The sequence below is a fragment of the Amycolatopsis sp. NPDC021455 genome, from assembly GCF_040640995.1.
GTDB lineage: Bacteria > Actinomycetota > Actinomycetes > Mycobacteriales > Pseudonocardiaceae > Amycolatopsis.
The window spans coordinates 63,384-81,959 of the sequence record NZ_JBFACT010000040.1 but is presented as its reverse complement, the minus strand read 5'-3'; the positions used below and the strand labels follow the sequence as shown (position 1 = coordinate 81,959).

Below are 18,576 nucleotides of genomic sequence, written 5' to 3'. Positions count from 1 at the left end.
CACCTGCACCCAATGCCCACCCGTGGTGATGTACCGGGACACCTGCACCCGATTGTCATCCCGCCACGGCCCCTGCCACCCCGACGCCAAAAACGTGTGCACATCCGCCGCCGTGCCGCTCAACGCCGCCTGCGCGGCCCGCCGCAGACCGGACCCGGCCACCGTCAACAGCTGACTGACCTTGATCCGATCATCATGCTCAGCCGCCACCGCCTGACCGGTGGTCAGGAACGTGTGCACCTCGGCGTCCGAGCCCACCAGGGCCGCCGCGGCCGCGTCCTTGGTGGCCGGGCCACCCGCCTGCCACAACGCCACCACCTGCGCGCGTTCCTTCACCGACGGCACCTCCGCCGCCCGCGCCGGCACCGCCACCGCCCCCGAAGCCACCGCGGCCACCACCACCGCAGCCAGCGAGGCTCTCCCCGCGAACACTCCCCGCAACCGCACCACGCCCCAGCCCTCCCGTGCGCACGACGAAAACCCTCAAGCCACGAAGGGGAAACACGCACACGAGCACCCACGAAGTGCACGACAGAAGAGAGCGCTTACCTCTCTTGATCTCCCCCCAAAGCCGTCGAAAAGTAGCAGAGAACCCGAACCGACCGGAAGCCGCAAACGGGTGAGCCCCGCCTCACGGGTCAACCTGACAGACATTCATTGACGACACGCCCGGAACGTGATTAGAGTCCGGATCGCGTCCGCTCGGGGTCGGCCGCGACCTTCTTCACGTCCTCACGCGGCGAACCACAACGCCGCCGACCAACCATGCCGTTTTCCATACCGCAGGGGGAATCATGCGCACACGCGCGCGTATCACCGCCGTCGCCATCGCCGGCGCCGCACTCGCCACCGCCGGATCCGCCTCCGCCGCCTCCGCCGTCTCCGCCGCCGCACCCGCCGACGACACCCCACCGCCGATCGTCGAGGACTACTCCTACCCCGGCGCCGCCAAAATCTTCCAAGACCGCGCCATCAAGCTGATCAGCGGCGACGGCCACATCATCCTCGTCGCCTGCGGCAGCCAAACCGGCCTGCTCGAACTGCACGCCTACAACTCCGCCGACCACGACCGCGACCCCGGCCACTACTGCTTCAAAGTCACCGGCCCCACCGGCTACCTCCGCCTCGAAGTCCCCAACGCCTACCAACTCCTCGGCGACAACCAGCACACCGTCCAGGCCACCATCGAAATCAACGGCCAGACCAGCACCGTCCCCATCGCCAAAACCGGCTGGACCGGAATCGGCGAAGGCGCCGGAACCGACCCCTCCACCCTCCTCGAACTCCGCGCCTCCGCCTGACCGGCAATCGGAGCACACCGTTGCGGCATTCGCCGTGCCGCAACGGTGTCTTTTCCGACCCGTCGAACCCGGACCATTCCGGGTGATTCCGCATGCCCGCCCACCGGCCGGGCACCACGAGGGGACTTTCGCATGCCCACCCAGCCGAAACGGGTGGCGGCCCTCGCCGTCACCCTTCTCGCCGGCGGCCTCTTGGCCGCCGTACCCGCCGACGCCGTTTCCGGCGGCACCGCCGCCACCGCCGGCGCCTACTCCTACGCCGCCAAACTCACCGCCGACGGCCGGGCCTGCGGCGGCGCGCTCGTCGCACCCGACCTGATCCTCACCGCCGCGAGCTGTTTCCCGGAGAACCCGCAGGGCGGCGTGCCCGCCAAGGCGACCACCGCGACCGTCGGGCGGACCACGCTCAGCGGCACCGCCGGCCGCGTCGCGCAGGTGACGAACGTCGTCGTCCGCACCGACCGCGACGTCGCCCTCGCCCGGCTCGGCACGCCGATCACCGACATCACGCCGATCCCGCTCAGCACCATCCCGGTCTCGTCCGGCGAACAGCTGACCCTGGCCGGGTACGGCCGCACCGACAGCGAGTGGGTGCCGGACACGCTGCACGTCGGCCGGTTCACGGTGCCGTCGTCGACCGCGACCACGCTGGCGCTCACCGGCACGAACGGCACCGACGCCTGCCGCGGCGACGCGGGTGCGCCGATCTTCCGCGACGCCGGCGGCCGCACCGACGTCCTCGCGGTGACGAGCTCGTCCTGGCAGCACGGCTGCTTCGGCGAGACCACCACGCGCCAGGGCACCATCGCGGCCCGCACCGACGACATCGCCGGCTGGATCCGCCAGCAGGCCCTCTCCCCGTCGGCCAAGGCGGCGGGGCACGCCATCACCGTCACCTGGCACCCGCTGGCCGCCGCGGACAACGCGCGGTACTCCGTGTACGGCTCGGCCACCGCGGACGTGCCGATCGACGCGGCGCACCTGCTGGGCACCACCTCCGCCCCGGCCTACACCCAGACCGCCGTGCCGGCCAAGCAGACCCGCTACTACCGCGTCGTCGCGGCGACGGCGGACGGCTGGACGAGCACGCCGACCGACGCGGTGTCCGCGACCACCCCGGTCTCGACGGGCAACGACTTCAACGGCGACGGCAAGGACGAAGCGGGCGCGAGCTACGACTTCAAGAACGCCCGCACCGGCGTGTACGTCTGGCCGATGACCGCGACCGGCGTCAGCGCCCCGCAGCTCAAGTGGAGCTCCGACGGCTGGGAGGCCGTCAAGGCCCGCTGGGTCACCGGCGACTTCAACGGCGACGGCCGCACCGACATGGCCGCGTTCTACGACTACCTCGACGGCGGCGCCAACCTGTTCCTCTGGTACGCCAACACCTCCGGCGGCTTCGACAGCCAGGGCATCAAGTGGAGCGGCGCGTTCCGGCCGCTCAACGCCCGGTTCACCGCGGGCGACTTCGACGGCGACGGCCGCACGGACATCGCCGCCGCCTACGACAACGGCAACGCCGACATGACCATGCTGACCTGGCACGCGACGGCGACCGGGTTCGACGCGCCGGTCACGCAGTGGCGCACCGGGCCGAACAACTGGAACGTCACCCAGTCCAGCTGGCGGGGCGGCGACTTCAACGGCGACGGCCGGGCCGACCTGGCCGCCTTCTACGACTACCACGACGGCGGTGCCAACCTGTTCCTCTGGTACGGCAAGGCCTCCGGCGGGTTCGACGCCCAGAACATCAAGTGGAGCGGCGGCATCCCGTCCGGCAAGGCACAGTTCGTCTCCGGCGACTTCGACGGCGACGGCCGCACCGACCTCGGGGCCGCGATCGACCTCGGCGGCGCGAACCTGACGTTCCGCACCTGGCACGCCACCACGACCGGCTTCGACGCGCCGGTGACCCAGTGGACCACCGGGGTGAGCATCTGGAACCTGCCCCAGTCCCGCTGGACCGTGGCCGACTACGACGGCGACGGGCGCACCGACCTGCTCGCCACCTACGACTACGGCGGCTCCAACGCCAACCTGTTCCGCTGGCACGCCAACGCTTCCGGCGGGTTCGACAGCGAAGGCTACAAGTGGAGCAGCAACGGCACGTTCGACGCCGCCCAGTCGACGATGTTCTGACCACCAGGCCGGCGGCGCCCCGCGCCGCCGGCCTTTCCCTTTCCCGAGGATTCCCATGCGCCGATTCACCGCGCTTTCCGTGACGCTCCTCGCCGGCGGTCTCCTGACCGCGGCGCCCGCCGACGCCCTGTCCGGCGGCACCGCGGTCCCCGTCGGCACCCACCCGTTCCTCGCCCGCATCGCCACGCCCGCCAAGGCGTGCTCGGGCGCGCTGATCGACCCGTCCTGGGTCCTCACGTCGGCGACCTGCCTGACGGCCACGGATTCCGGCGCCCCGAGCGAGGCCGCGACCGTCACGGTCGGCGACGTCGACCTGGGCACCGGCGCCGGCCAGTCCGCGAAGGTGACCAAGGTGGTGCGCCGCACCGACCGGGACGTCGTGCTCGCGAAGCTGGAGAAGCCGGCGACCGGCGTCTCGCCGATCACCCTCGGCAGTGCCCCGCAGGCCGGGGAAACCCTGCAGGTGGCCGGGTTCGGCCGGACCGCGACCGAATGGGTGCCCGCGCGGCCGCGCGTCGCGCCGTTCACCGTCTCGGCCGTCGACGGCTCGACGGTGTCCGTCTCGTCGGCCGACGGCGTCGACACCTGCAAGGGCGACGCGGGCGGCCCGGCGTTCCGCGTTTCCGGCGGCACCGCCCAGCTCGTGGCGGTGAGCAGCGCGTCGTGGCAGCACGGCTGCCTCGACGTCACCGAAACCCGTTCCGGCGGCGTCGAAGCCCGCGTCGACGACCTCGGCGACTGGATCCGCAAGCAGATCGTGCCGACACCGGTGTCGTGCCCGGCCGGGGCGGCGATCTGGACCGCCCGCACCGACGGCAGCCTCTGGCGTTACGTCCACCTGGACCCGGCGGGCGGCGCGGTCAGCTGGTCGCAGCCGGCCAGCCCGATCGGCTCCGGCTGGACCGGCCGGGTGCTGGCCGGCAAGGGCGGCGTCATCTGGGACATCCACCGCAACAACAGTGCGAGCGACCCGTATCCGGACGGCACCCTCAAGCGCTGGGTGTACTCGACGAGCACCGGCTGGAGCGGCGGCGGCCAGGTGGGCAGCGGCTGGGCGCGTTACCTCACCCCCGAGTACGCGAACCGGATCACCGTCGACGAGAAGAACCGTATCTTCATGATCGACGACCAGGGCCGGCTGCGTGTCTACGTCTGGAGCGACACCACGAACTGGTGGGTCGACGGCGGCGGCGAAACCCTCGACACCGGCTGGTCGCGGTTCGACTCGATCACCGCGGCCGGCGACGGCGTGCTGTACGCCCGGAAGCCGGGCGGCGAGATGTTCCGCTTCAAGTACGACTTCGCCGCTTCGGCGTGGGACTCGAAGGACAAGCAGGTCGGCGTCGGCTGGCAGATGTTCAGCGAGATCTTCTCGCCGGGCGGCGACATCCTGTACGGCCGCGGCAGCACCGGCACCAGCCCGTTCAACGGCCAGACCGGCCCGGTGCTGCGCTGGTACCGCTACTCCGCCAACACCGAGACGTGGGCGCCGTCGGGTCCGGACCACATGGGGGTCACCATCGGTTCGGGCTGGAACACCGAGATCCACGTGACGGCCGCGCCGGACTCCTGCAAGCTGAGCGGCTGACGCAAGGGGGTTACCGACTTCGGTAGGTTCCGAAAATCCTTCACGACTCTTACGTTGGGCTGGTCGTCCCGTTCGGGACGGATATCCGGATCACCTGGGCCGAAGGGCATTTACATGCGAATGTCGAGGGCTGTTGCCGCGGTGGGGGCTGCCGCCGCGGCGCTGAGTCTGGTCTCAGCGGGGGTTGCGGACGCCCAGCAGGACATCATCGGCGGGAGCACGGTCTCCTCCGCGCCGTGGGGCGCCCAGATCTACTGGAACGACGTGACGACGTACGGCGGTTTCGAGTGCTCGGGGACGATCATCGCCCCGCAGTGGGTGCTCACCGCCCGGCACTGCCTGAACTCGCCGGGCATGCACGTCAAGGTCGGCAGCGTGACGCTCCAGCAGGGCACCAACGCCAACGTCGACCAGCAGAAGGCGTCGCCCAACGGCGACATCGCGCTGCTGCACCTGACGACGGCGGTGAACACGACGTACATGAAGCTCGGCACCGGCAACCCGCCGACCGGGTCGACCAACCAGATCTACGGCTGGGGCCGCACGCAGGGCAGCAGCCCGCCGTCGAGCACCCTCAAGACCGCCAACGTGCGCGTGACGGGCCTCAGCTCGGACGCCTTCGGCGGCACGGCGATCGCCAGCCAGGGCGTCAACGGCTCGGCGTGGCACGGCGACTCGGGCGGGCCGCAGCTCTCCAACGGCCTCCAGGTCGGGGTGTGCTCCACGGGATCGAACTCCGGCTCGAACCCGCAGGGCACGCAGAACTACGCCAGCATCGCCTCCAGCCGCAGCTGGATCCGCACCACCGCCGGCGTCTGACGCGCGCCGGGGCCGGCCTTCCCGCCCGGGAGGCCGGCCCCGGGCATACTCGCCCCATGAAGTTCCGCACCGAAGTGCTGCTCGGTGGCAAGACCGCGACCGGGCTGCCGGTCCCCGACGACGTGGTCGAAGCGCTCGGCGCGGGCAAGAAGCCCGCGGTCACGGTGACGCTCGGCGGCCACGCGTACCGCACGACCGTCGCGAGCCGGGGCGGCCGGTTCATGGTGCCGCTGAGCGCCGAGAACCGCGAAAAGGCCGGCGTCGCCGCGGGCGACGAGGTCGACGTCGAGATCGCCCTGGACACCGCGCCGCGCGAACTGGAGATCCCCGCCGACCTGGCGGAAGCGCTGGCGGCCGACGAAGTCGCGCGGGGCCGGTTCGAAGGGCTTTCCTACAGCGCGAAGCAGCGGTACGTGCTGCCGATCGGCCAGGCGAAGACCGAGGAAACGCGGCAGCGGCGCGTCGCCAAGGTGATCACCGACCTTCGCGCCGGGAAGTGACTGCTAGTCCGCAATGGACGCCCGCAGGGCCGCCTTGTCCGGTTTCCCCGACGGCGCCACCGGAACCGACGCCACCACACTGAACCGCGCCGGGACCGCCGACTCCCCCAGGTCGGCCGCGACCGCCTTCCGCAGCGCGCCGAAGTCCGGTTCCCGGCCCGGGACCGGCACCACGAACGCGTGCGCCGCCTCGCCCGTCGACGAGTCCGGCACGGCCACGACGTAGGCCTGGTCGACGTCCGGGTGCGCCGCGATCGCCCGCTCGATCGGGCCGGTGTAGTGGATGATCGCGTTGACGATCACGACGTCCCGCGCGCGACCGGACAGGTGAAGGTACCCGTCGGCGTCCAGGAAACCGAGGTCCTGGGTCCGCACCCAGCCGTCGCGCAGGACCTCCGCCGTCGCCTTTTCGTCGCGCCAGTAGCCCGCGAACGCCGACGGCGTGCGGACCCAGACCTCGCCGTCGCGGACGTCGATTTCGACGGTGTCACAAGGCTTTCCGACCGAGCCGATGCCCTCGTCGGCGCGGCAGATGGTCAGCATCCCGGTCTCGGTCTGCCCGTACGCGTGGTGCATCGCGGGCCCGATCCGTTCGGCGGCCTCGGCGAGCGTGTGCGGCGGCACCGGCGAGCCGGCCACGATCAGCGTCCGCAGCCCGCTCAAATCGACCTCTGAGCCGCGCAGTACGTCGAGGACCTGGTGCAGCCGCGGCACGGTCGTCAGCGCCGCCGTGATCCCCAGCCGCGGCAGCACCCGCGGGAAGTCCGGCAGCCCTTCGGGGATCACGGCGGTGCCGCCCGCGAACAGGCACACCGCCAGCTGCTCGACCATCACCGCGCTGGATAGGGACCCGAACAGCAGGTATCGCCCGAACCCCGCGCCCAGCCGCTCGTGGGCCGAACCCGGGACCGGCGGCCGCCACACGCGGCCTTCGGTCAGCGCGCGGTAGCCGTAGGCGACGCCCTTCGGGACGCCGGTGCTGCCGCTGGTGAACACGACCGTCGCGACGTCGTCGAGCCGCCCCCTCGGCACCGGCTCGGCGTACGCCGCCGACAGCAGATCCGCCACCGGCAGCACCGGGACCCCCGCCTCCCACGGCTGGTCGGTGATCAGCACGTCGACGTCGGCGAGGATGTGCCGCAGCTGGGCCTCCGGCAGCCCGGCCCGCACCGCGACCGCGCGGGCGCCGAGCACGTGCACCGCCACCAGCGCGGCGAACCCCTCCGGCGTGACGCCGGTGGCGATGCCGACGCCGTGCCCCGGCCCGAGCCCGGCGGCCCGGAGGCCGGCGGCGAACCGGCCGACCAGCTCCCGCAGCTCGCCGCGGGTCGTCACCCGTGAGCCGTGTTCGAACGCCGGAACGTCCGGGGCGCGGCGCAGCTCGTCGAGCAATGCCTGCGGGTGGACCATCTCGACCGCCTTTCGCCGGGGCGTCCCGGTCTACCGGGCGGATCTCAGAATTTCGGCAGAAACCACCGGCCGCGGCACGCGCAGCGAGAGCGTGCCCGCGACGGCGACCGCGGCGATCAGCGCGGTCGCGGCCGTCAGCGTCCAGAAGTCCGGGTGCACGATCGACTGGCCCCGCTGGGCCTGCCAGGTGAGCAGCGCGATCAGTCCCGCGTAGCCCGCGCCCGCGGTCCGGACCAGCCGGCGACGCACGACGTCGGACTCGAGCACCGGGTGACGGCGGGCCAGCAGGAGCAGGCCGAACGCGACCAGCGGCAGCACCTGCAGGCCGTGGATGCCCACGAAGTGCGGGATGCGCATGTCCCCGCCGACGGTGCTCCAGCCCAGCACCGGCAGCCCCGGGCCGCCGTCCTCGATGCCGACGGAGTGCGCGCCGAACGTCGAGGGCTTGCCGCCCGCGTCGAGCACGGCCTGCTGCGCCGGCGTGGGCGAGAACATCAGCATCGCGACGCCCATCCCGGCCAGCGCCAGGCCGGTCCCCCAGCGCAGCGCGGAGTTCAGGGCCCGGTCGGGCAGGCGCTGGAAGAGCAGCAGGACGGCGACCGCGGCGGTCATCAGCCAGGCCGTGTACGCGCCACCCCCGACGATGTTGTTGATCAGGACGTCGGCCCGCGTCGCCTTGTTGAAGTGCAGGGTGTGGTCGCGGACGACCATCTGCCACACGAGCAGCCCGACGTCCAGGCCGATGGCCACGGCGAACACCGTGCCGAACCACCAGCCGGTGCGCCGCCCGCGGCGCACGTGCGTCAGCAGCCACGCCAGCGTCAGGGCGTACAGCCCGACCGAAACGGAGAACTTGAACGGCTTGAGCCAGATCGGCACGTTGACGAGCGTGCGATCATCGAACAGGATCCCGAGCAGCGACGTCGCGCACAGCACCCCCATCGCCCCGGCGAGCACCACCAGCGGGCGGTGCCACGACCGGAGCGTGACCAGCGGATTTCCGTTGTCTGCCATGGCATACAGCGTGACCTCGCCGGCGTCGGCGAGCACTGGAGCGCGCCCCCGTCCGCCGGGTGGGGCAGGCCCTACTGCCGCGCTGTGGGTAATAGTGCCGTCAGTGCGACCGGCAGTTGTGCCGTTTGACCACACAGGCCTCTTTTCTAGCGTGACTTTCACACCGCGCGGACCACCGCGCCAGGGGAATTCGCTTCAGGAAGGAGGTGGCCCGTCGATGTCCAGTCCGGGATTCCAGGCAGATTCCGCTGCCATGACGCGCGCCGTCCAGGGTTTCGAGGAAACCGCGACGAACGCCAAGTCCACGATGGCCAGCTTGGAGTCCGAGCTGACCGAGGCGCTGCGCAACTACAAGGGTGACCAGGCCGTGGCGTTCTGGGACCTCCAGCGGCGGCTGCAGGAGAAGATGTCCGCGGCGGTGAAGGAGCTCGACACGATGTCGCAGCTCGTGCACACCAGCCACGCGAACTACGGCCGTGGCGACGCCGACGTCCACCAGAGCTTCCAGGGGGTCGGCAACTCCCTCGAGGGCTCGGGCGTGCTCCCCCGCCTCAACCCCTGACCCGAGAGGACGCCCACCATGGCCGACGTCGTCGAAATCAACTTCGCCGCGCTGCAGCACAGCTCGGCATCCCTGGCCGCCAAGGCCAAGGCGCTCACCTCGCAGCTGGAGCAGCTGCACCAGAACCTGCAGCCGATCACCGCGACCTGGTACGCCTCCGGCAGCTCCGCCGGTGACGCGGCCCGCCAGGCCGAGACGCGGCTGCGCCAGGCCACCGCGGACATCGTCGCGATCATCGCGCAGTTCGGCGGCAAGGTCGGCGAGGCCCACGACCTCCAGCAGTCGCTGGAAAACCGCAACCAGGGGCTGTTCGCGGGCTGACCCGCGCCCAGACGCCGGTCGGCCGGTGCGGGAAACCCCCCGCTCGCACCGGCCGACCGGTTTTCCCCGTCCGCGTTCGTGCGACAAGAGAGCCGGGATCCGATGCACGACCAGTCGTACTACGTCCACCTGGAATCGTTGAAGGACTTCGTGCGGGAGCTGGAGACCCAGATCCACGCGATGGCGAAACCGAACGACTTCCTGCTCACCCTCGGCCAGGAACCGCTGCTGTTCGGCGAGTTCGGCGAGGCCGGGTCGCTGGCCGACGCCCACCGCGCCGCCGTCTCGGAGATGCAGGGCCTGCTCGACCAGGTCCGCAGCGCGATCGGGTTCGCCCAGGACGTCACCACCACGGTCGCCGACGGCTACCAGCACGCCGACCAGGCGGTGGCCGGGGACCTGCACGCTTCGGGCGCCGTCACCGGCCTGCTCGACCCGGTGCTCGGCCTGCTCGGCTCGGGTGACAGCGACGGGAGCCGCAAGGGATGACGAAGAACACCGCGCACACGAACTTCGCCGCGTACAGCCACCAGCAGCTGTACGCGATGCTTCAGGCCGGCGACCCGAACAGCGCGCGGCACGCCGCCGACAAGTGGAAGTCCGCCGCGCTGCACCTGCACGAGCAGGCCCACAACCTGAACTCGGAGCTGATCGAGTTCAAGGAGCAGTGGACCGGCGGCGCGGCCGACCAGTACCAGCGGATGATCGTCGACCTCGCGAACGGCATCTCCAAGGTGGCGCAGACCGCCGAGTCGATGAACGTGATGCTCGGCGACGCCGCCGACGCGCTGGTGAAGGCCAAGAAGGAGATGCCACCGCCGGTCGCGGTGCCGGACGTCTCCCCCGCCGACGTCGCGCTCGCGGTGAACCCGCCGATGCTGCCGCCGGACGCTTCGCCCGCCGTCGTGCAGGCCGCGGCGCAGCAGCGCCAGCAGGCCATCGCCAACGTCGAGGCGCAGCAGGCCGCCGCGAACGCCGCGGGATCGGCACACGGCAGGGCGATCGTCGTCATGACCGAGCTGGCCGGCGAGTACACGGTCGCCGAGGAGTCGATCCCGGCGTCGCCGAACGCCGTCCAGGTGCCCACGACGCCGCCCGCCGGGGGTGGCGCGGGGAGCGTCGGGTCGCCCGGGCTGGTCGGCAACGACATGAACGGTCCCGGAGTGGTCATCACCCCGACCGACGGGCACCCGCTGCCTTCGACGAACATGCCGCGGACGCCGGGGACGGCGCCGACGTCGAACCCGCTGTTCGGCGACATGTTCACCGCCGGGCTCGCCGCGGCTTCGGCCGCCGCGTTCGGCCGGTTCGGCTCGATCATGCCGAAGGTCCCGTCGTGGGCGACCGGCAAGGATCCCAAGGACAAGAAGGAAGAACCGCCCGGCACGAAGCTCGGCGGGGGCGGCGCCGGCGTCGCGGGCGGGACCGGCGGCGGTATCCCGATCGGCGGCGGTGAGGCGCCGTCGCTGGGCGGCGGCATCCCGGGCGGCGGTGGCGGTCTCGCGATCGGAGGCGGCGCCGAAGCGCCCGCGGCGCACAGCGGCCTGGCCGGCGACGGCGGCGCGGGCAACGCGCTCAGCGGCCTGGCCGGCGGAGCGGCCGGAGCCGCGGGCGCGGCCGCCGCGAAGGGCGCGATGCCGATGATGCCCATGATGCCGATGGGCATGGGCGGCGGCAGCGACATGGGTTCCGGACGCCGGATCCCCGCGTGGCTGGTGGAGACGGAGAACGTCTGGGGCCAGTCGGCCCCGGTCGCCCCACCCGTGATCGGCGAGGAAGACTGCTGAGGGGAGTGACCCGGTGACGGCTGCCGGATATCGCGTGGCCCCGGCCCGCCTCGACAAGGCGGCCGGGGAGTTCGGCGCCCGCGCCGACGTCCTCACCCCGGTCCAGTCCGCCCTGGCGGCGTCAAAGCTCCCCGCCACGGCCTTCGGCCAGGTGAGCGAGTCGGCGTCGGCGGCCAAAACGTACGAAAAGACGATGACCGAACTGGCCACCGACCTGGAAACCCACCTGACCCGCCTCCACAAAATCCAAAGTGGACTAACCACGTCGGCAGCGGGCTACCGCACCACCGACGCCCAGGTCGCGGCGATGTACCGCGCCCTCATCCCCGCACTCTCCTCCCCCAAGCGCTAACCCACCCGCCGTGTCGACTCCCCAATCACGCGTGTCGACTCCTCAATCACGCGTGTCGTCCCCCCAATCACGCGTGTCGTCCCTCCAGGTACGCGAGTTCGCCGGTCAGGTACACCGGGCTCGCGTGATCAGACCCGGATCTCGTGTGATCGGAGGGTCGACACGCGTGATTGAACGGACGACACGCGTGCCTGGGTGGACGACACGGGTTACGGGGTGAAGCGGGCGGGGCGCCAGCCTCGGCGGCGGGCGCGGCGGACCGCCGCCACCGTCACCCCTGCCGCGGCCGCGAGAGCCACGCCGGCCAGCGCGATCACGCCCGCCACGACGTCCGGCGGATGTGGTGCGGGGGCCGTGGCCGGGACCACTGCCGGGGCCGGAGGCACCGGCAGAGCAGCGCCGGGGCCGGCGACGTCGGCGGGCAGGGTCGAGGACACCGCCGCGTAGGCGTCGAGGACTCCCCAGCCCAGACGCGGATCGTGGCCGCCGGAAGGCGGGCGGTGGGCGGTGAGCGTGAGCCGGGTGACGACCTGGTCGCCCGTCAGGTCCGGGTGGTAGGCCCGCACCAAAGCCGCGACGCCCGCGACGTACGCCGCCGCGAGGCCCGGGTCGGTGACCGGCCAGCGGTGCGCGACCGCGCCGCCCGCCCCGGCCGACGTGCTGACCAGGTCCGCGCCGGGTGCCGCGACGCCGACGTGGTCCCCCGCTTCCGTCTGCACCGGCTCGCCCGCGGCGTTCACCGAGCCGACGGCCAGGACCCCGGACGTCGCCGTCGGATAACTCCGCGCGCCCTGCTGGCTCGCCGACGCCGCCGAGACGACCACCGCGCCGGCCGCGCGGGCCCGGGAAACCGCCCCCGACAACGCCGGGCTGTCGGAAACCGCGGGAACGGCGATCAGCACGACGCTCGCGTGCCGGTCCACGGCCGTGTCGATCGCGTCGGCCAGCGCGCCGGGGTCGGCGTCGCCGCCGGACGTCGAGCGGATCGGCAGCAGGTGCGCGCCGGGCGCGACGCCGGCGAACGTCGTCGACGGATCCGGTTGCGCGCCGACGATCCCGGCCGCGATCGTGCCACGGCCGTCACAGTCGGACCGCTCGGTGCCGGCGCCGCCTTCGAGCTGCCCGGGCGCGAACTGGCCGTTCTGCCCGTCGACACCGGTGCCGAGCACGGCCACCAGCTGGCCGTCACCCCGCGTCAACGGCCACAACCGCGCGGGGTCGATCAGGCGCTGGCCCCACGGGACGGCGCCGCCGTACGTGCCGGACGGGTTCGCGCACTGCGCCTGGGGAGCCGCGACGGCGGACGCGGGCAGCCCGAGCGTCACGAGGCCCGCGACCGCCAGCGCCGCCGGAAACCGCACCCGATCCTCCCCGGGAAACCCAAGAACGGAAACAACTTCCGTCAGTTTACCCGGGAAAACCCATTCAGCGAAGGTCCATGCCCAAATCCAACGCCGGCGAAGAATGGGTCAACCCGCCGACCGACAGATAGTCCACACCGGACTCGGCGTAGGCCCTAGCACGGTCGAGGGTGAGCCCACCAGAGGATTCCAGCCGCGTCTTCGGCGAAACTTCGTCGCGGCGCGCCACCGCCCGGCGGCACTCCTCGGGGGTGAAGTTGTCCAGCAGCACCTCGTCCGCATCGGCGGCGAGCGCCTCCTCCAGCTGCGCCAGCGTGTCGACCTCGACCTCGCAGGCCAGTTCCGGCGCGTGCGCCCGGGCCGCGGCCAGCGCCGCCGTCACCGAACCGGCGGCGACGACGTGGTTGTCCTTGATCAGCACCGCGTCGCCCAGCCCCAGCCGGTGGTTGACGCCGCCGCCGCGGCGGACGGCGTACTTCTGCAGCAGCCGCAAACCCGGCAACGTCTTGCGGGAGTCCCGGATCGCACATCCGGTACCGTCCACTTCGGACACCCACGCGGCGGTCGCGGTCGCCACCCCGGAGAGGTGGCACAGCAGGTTCAACGCCGTGCGCTCGGCGGTCAGCAGCCCGCGGACCGGCCCGCACAGCACCAGCGCCGGCTCCCCCGCGACCAGCCGGTCACCGTCTTCGCGCGAGGCCAGCACCTCGTACCCCGGCCCGAGGATCCGGTCGAACGCCGCGAGCGCGGCCGGCAGCCCGGCGATCACGCCGTCGGCGCGCGGGGTCAGCTCGGCCACCGCGGTCGCGGACGCGGGCACGGTCGACGCCGTCGTCGCGTCCGGCCCGTACCGCAGGTCCTCGCCGAGCGCCGTGGTGACCACGCGCTCGACGTCGTCGAAGTCGAGCCCGGAGGCGGCGATCAGGCGGCGGACCGGTTCGGAGATGGGGAACGTCATGCCACACCCTCCAAGGGAATCGGGTCGGCCAGCACCGGCTGGCCGGACGGGCTGAGCCGGATGTGCTGGCTGCGCCGCCAGCCGTCGTCGCGTGCCGGGAAGTCCGTCCGCACGTGGCAGCCGCGCGACTCGGTGCGCCGGACGGCCGCGGCGAGCAACGCCTGCGCCACCACGGTCAGCGCCGCGTCCTCCACCGCCGCCTGCGTCCACAACGGACTGTCCTGAACGGACAGATCCAGCACCGAACCGGCCGCCGCGAGCCCGTCGGCGTCACGGCCGATCGCGGCGTACCGGCTCATCACGCGCTGCAATGAGTCTCGCTCGGCGGTGCGCGCGGTGGTCCACGACGGCAGCCGTCCGCGAGCCGGATCGGCCAGCAGCCCGGCCGCGAGGTCCGCCGCGACGGCCTCCGCGACGCGCTGCCCGACGACCAGCCCTTCGAGCAAGCTGTTGGACGCCAACCGGTTCGCGCCGTGCAAGCCGGTCCGCGCGACTTCCCCGGCGGCGTAGAGCCCCGCCACCGACGAGCGTCCGTCCACAGTGGTCACCACGCCGCCGCACGAGAAGTGCGCCGCCGGCGTCACCGGGATCGGGTCGACGGCCGGGTCGAGACCCAGCGCGGCGCACGCGGCGTGCACCGTCGGGAACCGCCGGGCGAACCCGTCGACCGACGTCGCGTCGAGGAAGACGTGGTCGTCGATGCCGCCCGGCGCCGCCGCCATCCGGCGCGTGATCGCCGCCGACACGACGTCGCGCGGCGCGAGGTCGCCGAGCGGGTGCACCCCGTGCATCACCGGCCGGCCGGCGCCGTCGACCAGCGTCGCACCTTCGCCGCGCACCGCCTCGGTGACCAGCGGGCACCGGCCCCGCGCCCCCGGGGTGAACAGCACGGTCGGGTGGAACTGGAGGAACTCGATGTCCGCCACGGTCGCGCCGGCCCGCAGCGCGAGCGCGAGCCCGTCACCGGTGGCCATCTCCGGGTTCGACGTCGCCTGGTAGAGCTGCCCGATCCCGCCGCTGGCCACCAGCACGGCCGAAGCCCGGACGACACCGGGCACGCCGTGCCGGTCCAGCACGGTGACCCCGGCGACCCGCCCGCCCGGCGTGCGCAGCGCGTCGACGGCGATGTGGTGCTCCAGCACCGGCACCCCCGCCTGCCCGGCGCGCGCGACCAGGGCGCGTTCGACCTCGGCGCCGGTCGCGTCGCCGCCCGCGTGGATCACCCGGAACGCGCTGTGCCCGCCTTCGCGGCCCCGCGCGAGCAGCCCGGAAGCCGCGACGTCGAACTTCGCGCCGTCCGCTCGCAGCCGGGCGACCGCGGCCGGGCCGCCGTCGATGATCGAGCGCGCCGCCACCTCGTCGCAGAGGCCGGCACCCGCGGTGAAGGTGTCCTCGGCGTGCTTCGCGACGGAGTCGCCGACGTCGTGCTGATCCTCCAGGACCACGGCGACGCCGCCCTGGGCCCAGCGCGTGTTGCCGTCCGCGACGGCCGCCTTGGTGACGACCAGGACGTGCAGCCCGAGGGCTTGCGCGCGCAACGCGGCGGTCAGGCCGGCGACGCCGCTGCCGATCACGACCAGGTCCGCACGAGCCTCCCAAACCGGGGTTTTCGCCCGTGGGTCATTAACCGGCGGGGTCATTCGCCGCCGCCGGGCTGCCCGATCTCGATCATCCGCTGCACCGAAGCCCGCGCGCGAGCGGCCGTTTCGACGTCGACGTGGACCTCGTCGAGGCCCTCACTCAGGCACCGCAGCAGGGCGGCGGGCGTGATCATCTTCATGTACCGGCAGGACGCGCGGTCGTTCACCGCGCGGAAGTCGATGCCCGGCGCGGCCTTGCGGAGCTGGTGGATCATGCCGATCTCGGTGGCCACCAGCACGGTCTTGGCCTTCGTGTCGCGGGCCTCGTGGACCATGTCGCCGGTCGAGAGGATCTTGACGCGGTCCGGCGCCACGGCACCCTCGCCGGCCAGGTACAGCGCCGACGTCGCACAGCCGCACTCCGGGTGGATGAACAGGTCGGCGTCGGGGTCCTCGGCCGCGCGGGCGGCCAGCTCGGCGCCGTTGATGCCCGCGTGGACGTGGCACTCCCCGGCCCAGACGTGCATGTTCTCCCGGCCGGTGACGCGCTTGACGTGCGCGCCGAGGAACTGGTCCGGGAGGAAGAGAACCTCCTGGTCAGCGGGGATGGAGGCGACGACGTCGACCGCGTTCGAGGACGTGCAGCAGATGTCGGTCTCGGCCTTCACCTCGGCCGTGGTGTTGACGTAGGAGACGACGACCGCGCCCGGGTGCTCGGCCTTCCAGGCGCGCAGCTGCTCGCCGGTGATGGAGTCGGCGAGGGAGCAGCCGGCCCGCGCGTCCGGGATCAGGACCGTCTTCTCCGGCGAGAGGATCTTCGCGGTCTCGGCCATGAAGTGCACGCCGCAGAAGACGATGGTGGACGCGTCGCTGCTCGCCGCGATCCGGCTGAGCGCCAGGGAGTCGCCGGTGTGGTCGGCGATGTCCTGGATCTCCGGCACCTGGTAGTTGTGCGCGAGCAGGACGGCGTCGCGCTGCTTCGCCAGGCGCCGCACCTCCTCGGCCCAGGCCGCGTTCGCCTCGACCCCGCCGTAGGGGGTGAGGTCCTGTTCGAGCGTCGAAGTCATGCTGGCCCTCCTGGACCGGTCTCCGGTTTTCGCCTTATAATCGAAAACCGTGCGAAGTCATCTTAACACCCAGGCCCCCCTGGCCCACGAGGTTTTGGGAGCGGTCCTGCAAGTGCGCTCGGACACACTCCGGGTGCTGCTGTGGCGGCGCGCGCTCGACCCGCACCTCGGCCGCTGGTCCCTGCCCGGCGGCCGGCTGCGCCCGGACGAGGACGTCGAGACGTCGATCCGGCGCCAGCTCGCCGAGAAGGTGGACGTCCGCCAGCTCAAGCACGTCGAGCAACTCGCGGTGTTCAGCGACCCGCACCGGGTGCCGGGCCCGCGCGTGGTGGCGACGGCGTTCCTCGGGCTCGTGCCTTCGGACGTCGACCCGGAAGTGCCGGAGGACACGGAGTGGCACGACGTCGCTTCGCTCCCGCGGACGGCGTTCGACCACGAGGCGATCGTGCTGCGCGCCCGCGACCGGCTGCGTTCGAAGCTTTCGTACACGAACCTGGGGTTCGCGCTGGCGCCGGACGAGTTCACGATTTCCGCCCTGCGCGGGCTGTATTCGGCGGCGCTGGGCTACCGCGTCTCGGCGACCAACCTGCAGCGGGTGCTGTCCCGGCGCGGGCTGCTGGTGCCCACCGGCCACACGGCGCCGCCGGGCCGCGCGGGCGGACGTCCCGCGGCGCTGTTCTCCTTCGCCGGCAAGGGCATGCAGATCACCGACCCGTTCGCCGTGTTCAAGCCGCCGCCGAACCGGTGACCGCCCGTATCCGGCCGGCATCGTGCTGCGCCGGGCCCGTTCTCCCTTTACCGTGGACGCGTGAGCGAGCCGGAACCGGAAAGTGAAGCGACGACGACGATCCTGCCGTTGTTCCCGCTGCAGACCGTGCTGCTGCCCGGCACCAAGCTCCCGCTGCACATCTTCGAACCGCGGTACCGGCAGCTGACGGCGGATCTGGTCGGCGGGACCGTGCCGGGCCGCGAATTCGGCGTGGTCGCCCTGCGGTCGTCACTGACCCGCGAGGTACGTGGTCTGGACCAGTTGTACGAGGTGGGCTGCAGCACGGTGCTGCGCGAGGCGAAACGCCTGCCGGACGGCCGGTTCGACGTCGTGACGCAGGCCCGGCGCAGGTTTCGGCTGCGCGACCTCGACTGCGTTTCGGCGCCGTACCTGATCGCCTCGGTGGAGTGGGTCGACGACGACCCGGCGGCCCCGTCCGGCGACATGGCCGAGCGCCTGGCAGCGGTGGCCCGCGCGGCCCACCGCCGTTACTGCGAAACGGCGTGGCGCAGCGAAGACTGGCACGCCCCGGACGCGGCCACCACGATCGCCGAGCTGGCGTACGCCCTGGCGGCGGACTGCCTGCTGCCCCTGGAGGACCGCCAGCGGCTGCTGGAGGAACGCCACCCCCTGCGGCGGCTGCGCATCGCGTGCCGCCTCCTGACGCGCGAGGCGGGGTTTCTCACCACGCTGGGCGCGGTGCCGCTGCCCCCGGGTGAGCTGACCGACCTCAGCCGCCCGGCCAGCCTGAACTGACGCCGGCGCCGCGACCCGCCCGTCTCCGGGAGGCTCTGTCGTGTCGTACCGGCAGGCGCTCGGTAGCCCACCACCCCGAAGCCGGATTGTGACAACGGACGGCAGTACCGCGTCAAGGCGGGAAAGCGTGCCTTGACCCGGCACTACCGTCCGCGTGCAGGCTTCGTATCGGGGCGGCGGGAGGGGTCTGGGTGGAGCGCAAGTCACGCCTCAGCGTGCAGTTCACGCCAATTCCGCATCTGCAAAGGGACGCCCGGCCCCACCCGTCCCTGCGGGGCTCCGGCAAAGTCGC

At 72.4% G+C, this 18,576-nt stretch carries 19 protein-coding genes; 12 read left to right on the top strand and 7 right to left on the bottom strand.

The features are described 5' to 3' along the window. On the bottom strand, nucleotides 1-450 hold a 450-nt coding region (locus AB0G28_RS32915), incomplete at its 3' end, for an ALF repeat-containing protein (RefSeq protein WP_361098006.1). A gap of 344 nt (nucleotides 451-794) precedes the next feature. Here AB0G28_RS32915 and AB0G28_RS32910 point away from each other — a divergent pair. From AB0G28_RS32910 to AB0G28_RS32890, 5 genes are all read left to right on the top strand, one after another. After that, nucleotides 795-1,301 carry a hypothetical protein gene (locus AB0G28_RS32910; RefSeq protein WP_361098003.1) on the top strand — a complete coding sequence of 169 codons (507 nt, stop codon included), beginning with the start codon at nucleotides 795-797 and terminating at the stop codon, nucleotides 1,299-1,301. Nucleotides 1,302-1,433: 132 nt separating this feature from the next. Beyond that, nucleotides 1,434-3,440, top strand: a complete 2,007-nt coding sequence (locus AB0G28_RS32905) for a trypsin-like serine protease (protein ID WP_361098000.1) — start codon at nucleotides 1,434-1,436, stop codon at nucleotides 3,438-3,440. A 55-nt stretch (nucleotides 3,441-3,495) separates the two neighbouring features. Next, nucleotides 3,496-5,028 carry a tachylectin-related carbohydrate-binding protein gene (locus tag AB0G28_RS32900; RefSeq protein WP_361097996.1) on the top strand — a complete coding sequence of 511 codons (1,533 nt, stop codon included), beginning with the start codon at nucleotides 3,496-3,498 and terminating at the stop codon, nucleotides 5,026-5,028. A gap of 120 nt (nucleotides 5,029-5,148) precedes the next feature. Beyond that, nucleotides 5,149-5,847, top strand: a complete 699-nt coding sequence (locus AB0G28_RS32895) for a trypsin-like serine protease (RefSeq protein WP_361098021.1) — start codon at nucleotides 5,149-5,151, stop codon at nucleotides 5,845-5,847. 56 nt (nucleotides 5,848-5,903) lie between these two features. After that, nucleotides 5,904-6,347, top strand: coding sequence for a YdeI/OmpD-associated family protein (locus AB0G28_RS32890; protein WP_361097993.1), 444 nt, complete (start codon nucleotides 5,904-5,906; stop codon nucleotides 6,345-6,347). A gap of 3 nt (nucleotides 6,348-6,350) precedes the next feature. Here the strand turns inward: AB0G28_RS32890 and AB0G28_RS32885 are convergent, their stop codons facing one another. Together AB0G28_RS32885 and AB0G28_RS32880 are read right to left on the bottom strand one after the other, a co-directional pair. Further along, on the bottom strand, nucleotides 6,351-7,757 hold the full coding sequence (locus AB0G28_RS32885) for a long-chain fatty acid--CoA ligase (protein ID WP_361097990.1): 1,407 nt from the start codon (nucleotides 7,755-7,757) through the stop codon (nucleotides 6,351-6,353). Nucleotides 7,758-7,787: 30 nt separating this feature from the next. Continuing rightward, nucleotides 7,788-8,771, bottom strand: coding sequence for a hypothetical protein (locus AB0G28_RS32880; protein ID WP_361097987.1), 984 nt, complete (start codon nucleotides 8,769-8,771; stop codon nucleotides 7,788-7,790). Between the two features lie 217 nt (nucleotides 8,772-8,988). On the opposite strand from AB0G28_RS32880, the gene AB0G28_RS32875 reads away from it, so the two are divergent. From AB0G28_RS32875 to AB0G28_RS32855, 5 genes are all read left to right on the top strand, one after another. Then, nucleotides 8,989-9,333, top strand: coding sequence for a WXG100 family type VII secretion target (locus tag AB0G28_RS32875; protein WP_361097984.1), 345 nt, complete (start codon nucleotides 8,989-8,991; stop codon nucleotides 9,331-9,333). Between the two features lie 18 nt (nucleotides 9,334-9,351). After that, on the top strand, nucleotides 9,352-9,654 hold the full coding sequence (locus AB0G28_RS32870; RefSeq protein ID WP_003057455.1) for a hypothetical protein: 303 nt from the start codon (nucleotides 9,352-9,354) through the stop codon (nucleotides 9,652-9,654). A gap of 102 nt (nucleotides 9,655-9,756) precedes the next feature. Next, a complete protein-coding gene (locus tag AB0G28_RS32865) occupies nucleotides 9,757-10,143 on the top strand; it encodes a hypothetical protein (RefSeq protein WP_361097981.1) in 387 nt (128 codons plus the stop codon). Continuing rightward, the gene (locus AB0G28_RS32860; RefSeq protein ID WP_361097978.1) at nucleotides 10,140-11,441 is read left to right on the top strand and encodes a WXG100 family type VII secretion target; all 1,302 of its coding nucleotides are present in this window, start codon (nucleotides 10,140-10,142) and stop codon (nucleotides 11,439-11,441) included. Before AB0G28_RS32865 ends, AB0G28_RS32860 begins: the two co-directional genes overlap by 4 nt. 13 nt (nucleotides 11,442-11,454) lie before the next feature. Further along, a complete protein-coding gene (locus AB0G28_RS32855; RefSeq protein WP_361097975.1) occupies nucleotides 11,455-11,793 on the top strand; it encodes a hypothetical protein in 339 nt (112 codons plus the stop codon). 209 nt (nucleotides 11,794-12,002) lie between these two features. On the opposite strand, the gene AB0G28_RS32850 is transcribed toward AB0G28_RS32855, so the two are convergent. The 4 genes from AB0G28_RS32850 to nadA form a co-directional block, all read right to left on the bottom strand. Then, nucleotides 12,003-13,118, bottom strand: a complete 1,116-nt coding sequence (locus AB0G28_RS32850; RefSeq protein ID WP_361098018.1) for a S8 family serine peptidase — start codon at nucleotides 13,116-13,118, stop codon at nucleotides 12,003-12,005. A gap of 100 nt (nucleotides 13,119-13,218) precedes the next feature. Further along, nucleotides 13,219-14,112: a carboxylating nicotinate-nucleotide diphosphorylase gene (nadC, locus tag AB0G28_RS32845; protein WP_361097972.1), complete on the bottom strand. Its 894-nt coding sequence runs from the start codon at nucleotides 14,110-14,112 to the stop codon at nucleotides 13,219-13,221. Further along, a complete protein-coding gene (locus AB0G28_RS32840) occupies nucleotides 14,109-15,752 on the bottom strand; it encodes an L-aspartate oxidase (protein WP_361097969.1) in 1,644 nt (547 codons plus the stop codon). Before AB0G28_RS32840 ends, nadC begins: the two co-directional genes overlap by 4 nt. After that, a complete protein-coding gene (nadA, locus tag AB0G28_RS32835; protein ID WP_361097966.1) occupies nucleotides 15,749-16,759 on the bottom strand; it encodes a quinolinate synthase NadA in 1,011 nt (336 codons plus the stop codon). Before nadA ends, AB0G28_RS32840 begins: the two co-directional genes overlap by 4 nt. Nucleotides 16,760-16,871: 112 nt before the next feature. On the opposite strand from nadA, the gene AB0G28_RS32830 reads away from it, so the two are divergent. Then, nucleotides 16,872-17,507 (top strand): NUDIX domain-containing protein, encoded by a 636-nt coding sequence (locus AB0G28_RS32830; RefSeq protein ID WP_361098015.1) that lies wholly within the window; start codon nucleotides 16,872-16,874, stop codon nucleotides 17,505-17,507. A 60-nt stretch (nucleotides 17,508-17,567) separates the two neighbouring features. Further along, nucleotides 17,568-18,284, top strand: a complete 717-nt coding sequence (locus AB0G28_RS32825) for an LON peptidase substrate-binding domain-containing protein (RefSeq protein ID WP_361097963.1) — start codon at nucleotides 17,568-17,570, stop codon at nucleotides 18,282-18,284. Nucleotides 18,285-18,576 lie beyond the last annotated feature (292 nt).

Excerpts from the sequence above, each read along its gene's own strand:
- AB0G28_RS32910 (WP_361098003.1), top strand. The coding sequence starts at position 795 with ATGCGCACACGCGCGCGTATCACCGCCGTCGCCATCGCCGGCGCCGCA.
- AB0G28_RS32905 (WP_361098000.1), top strand. The coding sequence starts at position 1,434 with ATGCCCACCCAGCCGAAACGGGTGGCGGCCCTCGCCGTCACCCTTCTC.
- AB0G28_RS32900 (WP_361097996.1), top strand. The coding sequence starts at position 3,496 with ATGCGCCGATTCACCGCGCTTTCCGTGACGCTCCTCGCCGGCGGTCTC.
- AB0G28_RS32895 (WP_361098021.1), top strand. The coding sequence starts at position 5,149 with ATGTCGAGGGCTGTTGCCGCGGTGGGGGCTGCCGCCGCGGCGCTGAGT.
- AB0G28_RS32890 (WP_361097993.1), top strand. The coding sequence starts at position 5,904 with ATGAAGTTCCGCACCGAAGTGCTGCTCGGTGGCAAGACCGCGACCGGG.
- AB0G28_RS32885 (WP_361097990.1), bottom strand. The coding sequence starts at position 7,757 with ATGGTCCACCCGCAGGCATTGCTCGACGAGCTGCGCCGCGCCCCGGAC.
- AB0G28_RS32880 (WP_361097987.1), bottom strand. The coding sequence starts at position 8,771 with ATGGCAGACAACGGAAATCCGCTGGTCACGCTCCGGTCGTGGCACCGC.
- AB0G28_RS32875 (WP_361097984.1), top strand. The coding sequence starts at position 8,989 with ATGTCCAGTCCGGGATTCCAGGCAGATTCCGCTGCCATGACGCGCGCC.
- AB0G28_RS32870 (WP_003057455.1), top strand. The coding sequence starts at position 9,352 with ATGGCCGACGTCGTCGAAATCAACTTCGCCGCGCTGCAGCACAGCTCG.
- AB0G28_RS32865 (WP_361097981.1), top strand. The coding sequence starts at position 9,757 with ATGCACGACCAGTCGTACTACGTCCACCTGGAATCGTTGAAGGACTTC.
- AB0G28_RS32860 (WP_361097978.1), top strand. The coding sequence starts at position 10,140 with ATGACGAAGAACACCGCGCACACGAACTTCGCCGCGTACAGCCACCAG.
- nadC (WP_361097972.1), bottom strand. The coding sequence starts at position 14,112 with ATGACGTTCCCCATCTCCGAACCGGTCCGCCGCCTGATCGCCGCCTCC.
- AB0G28_RS32840 (WP_361097969.1), bottom strand. The coding sequence starts at position 15,752 with ATGACCCCGCCGGTTAATGACCCACGGGCGAAAACCCCGGTTTGGGAG.
- nadA (WP_361097966.1), bottom strand. The coding sequence starts at position 16,759 with ATGACTTCGACGCTCGAACAGGACCTCACCCCCTACGGCGGGGTCGAG.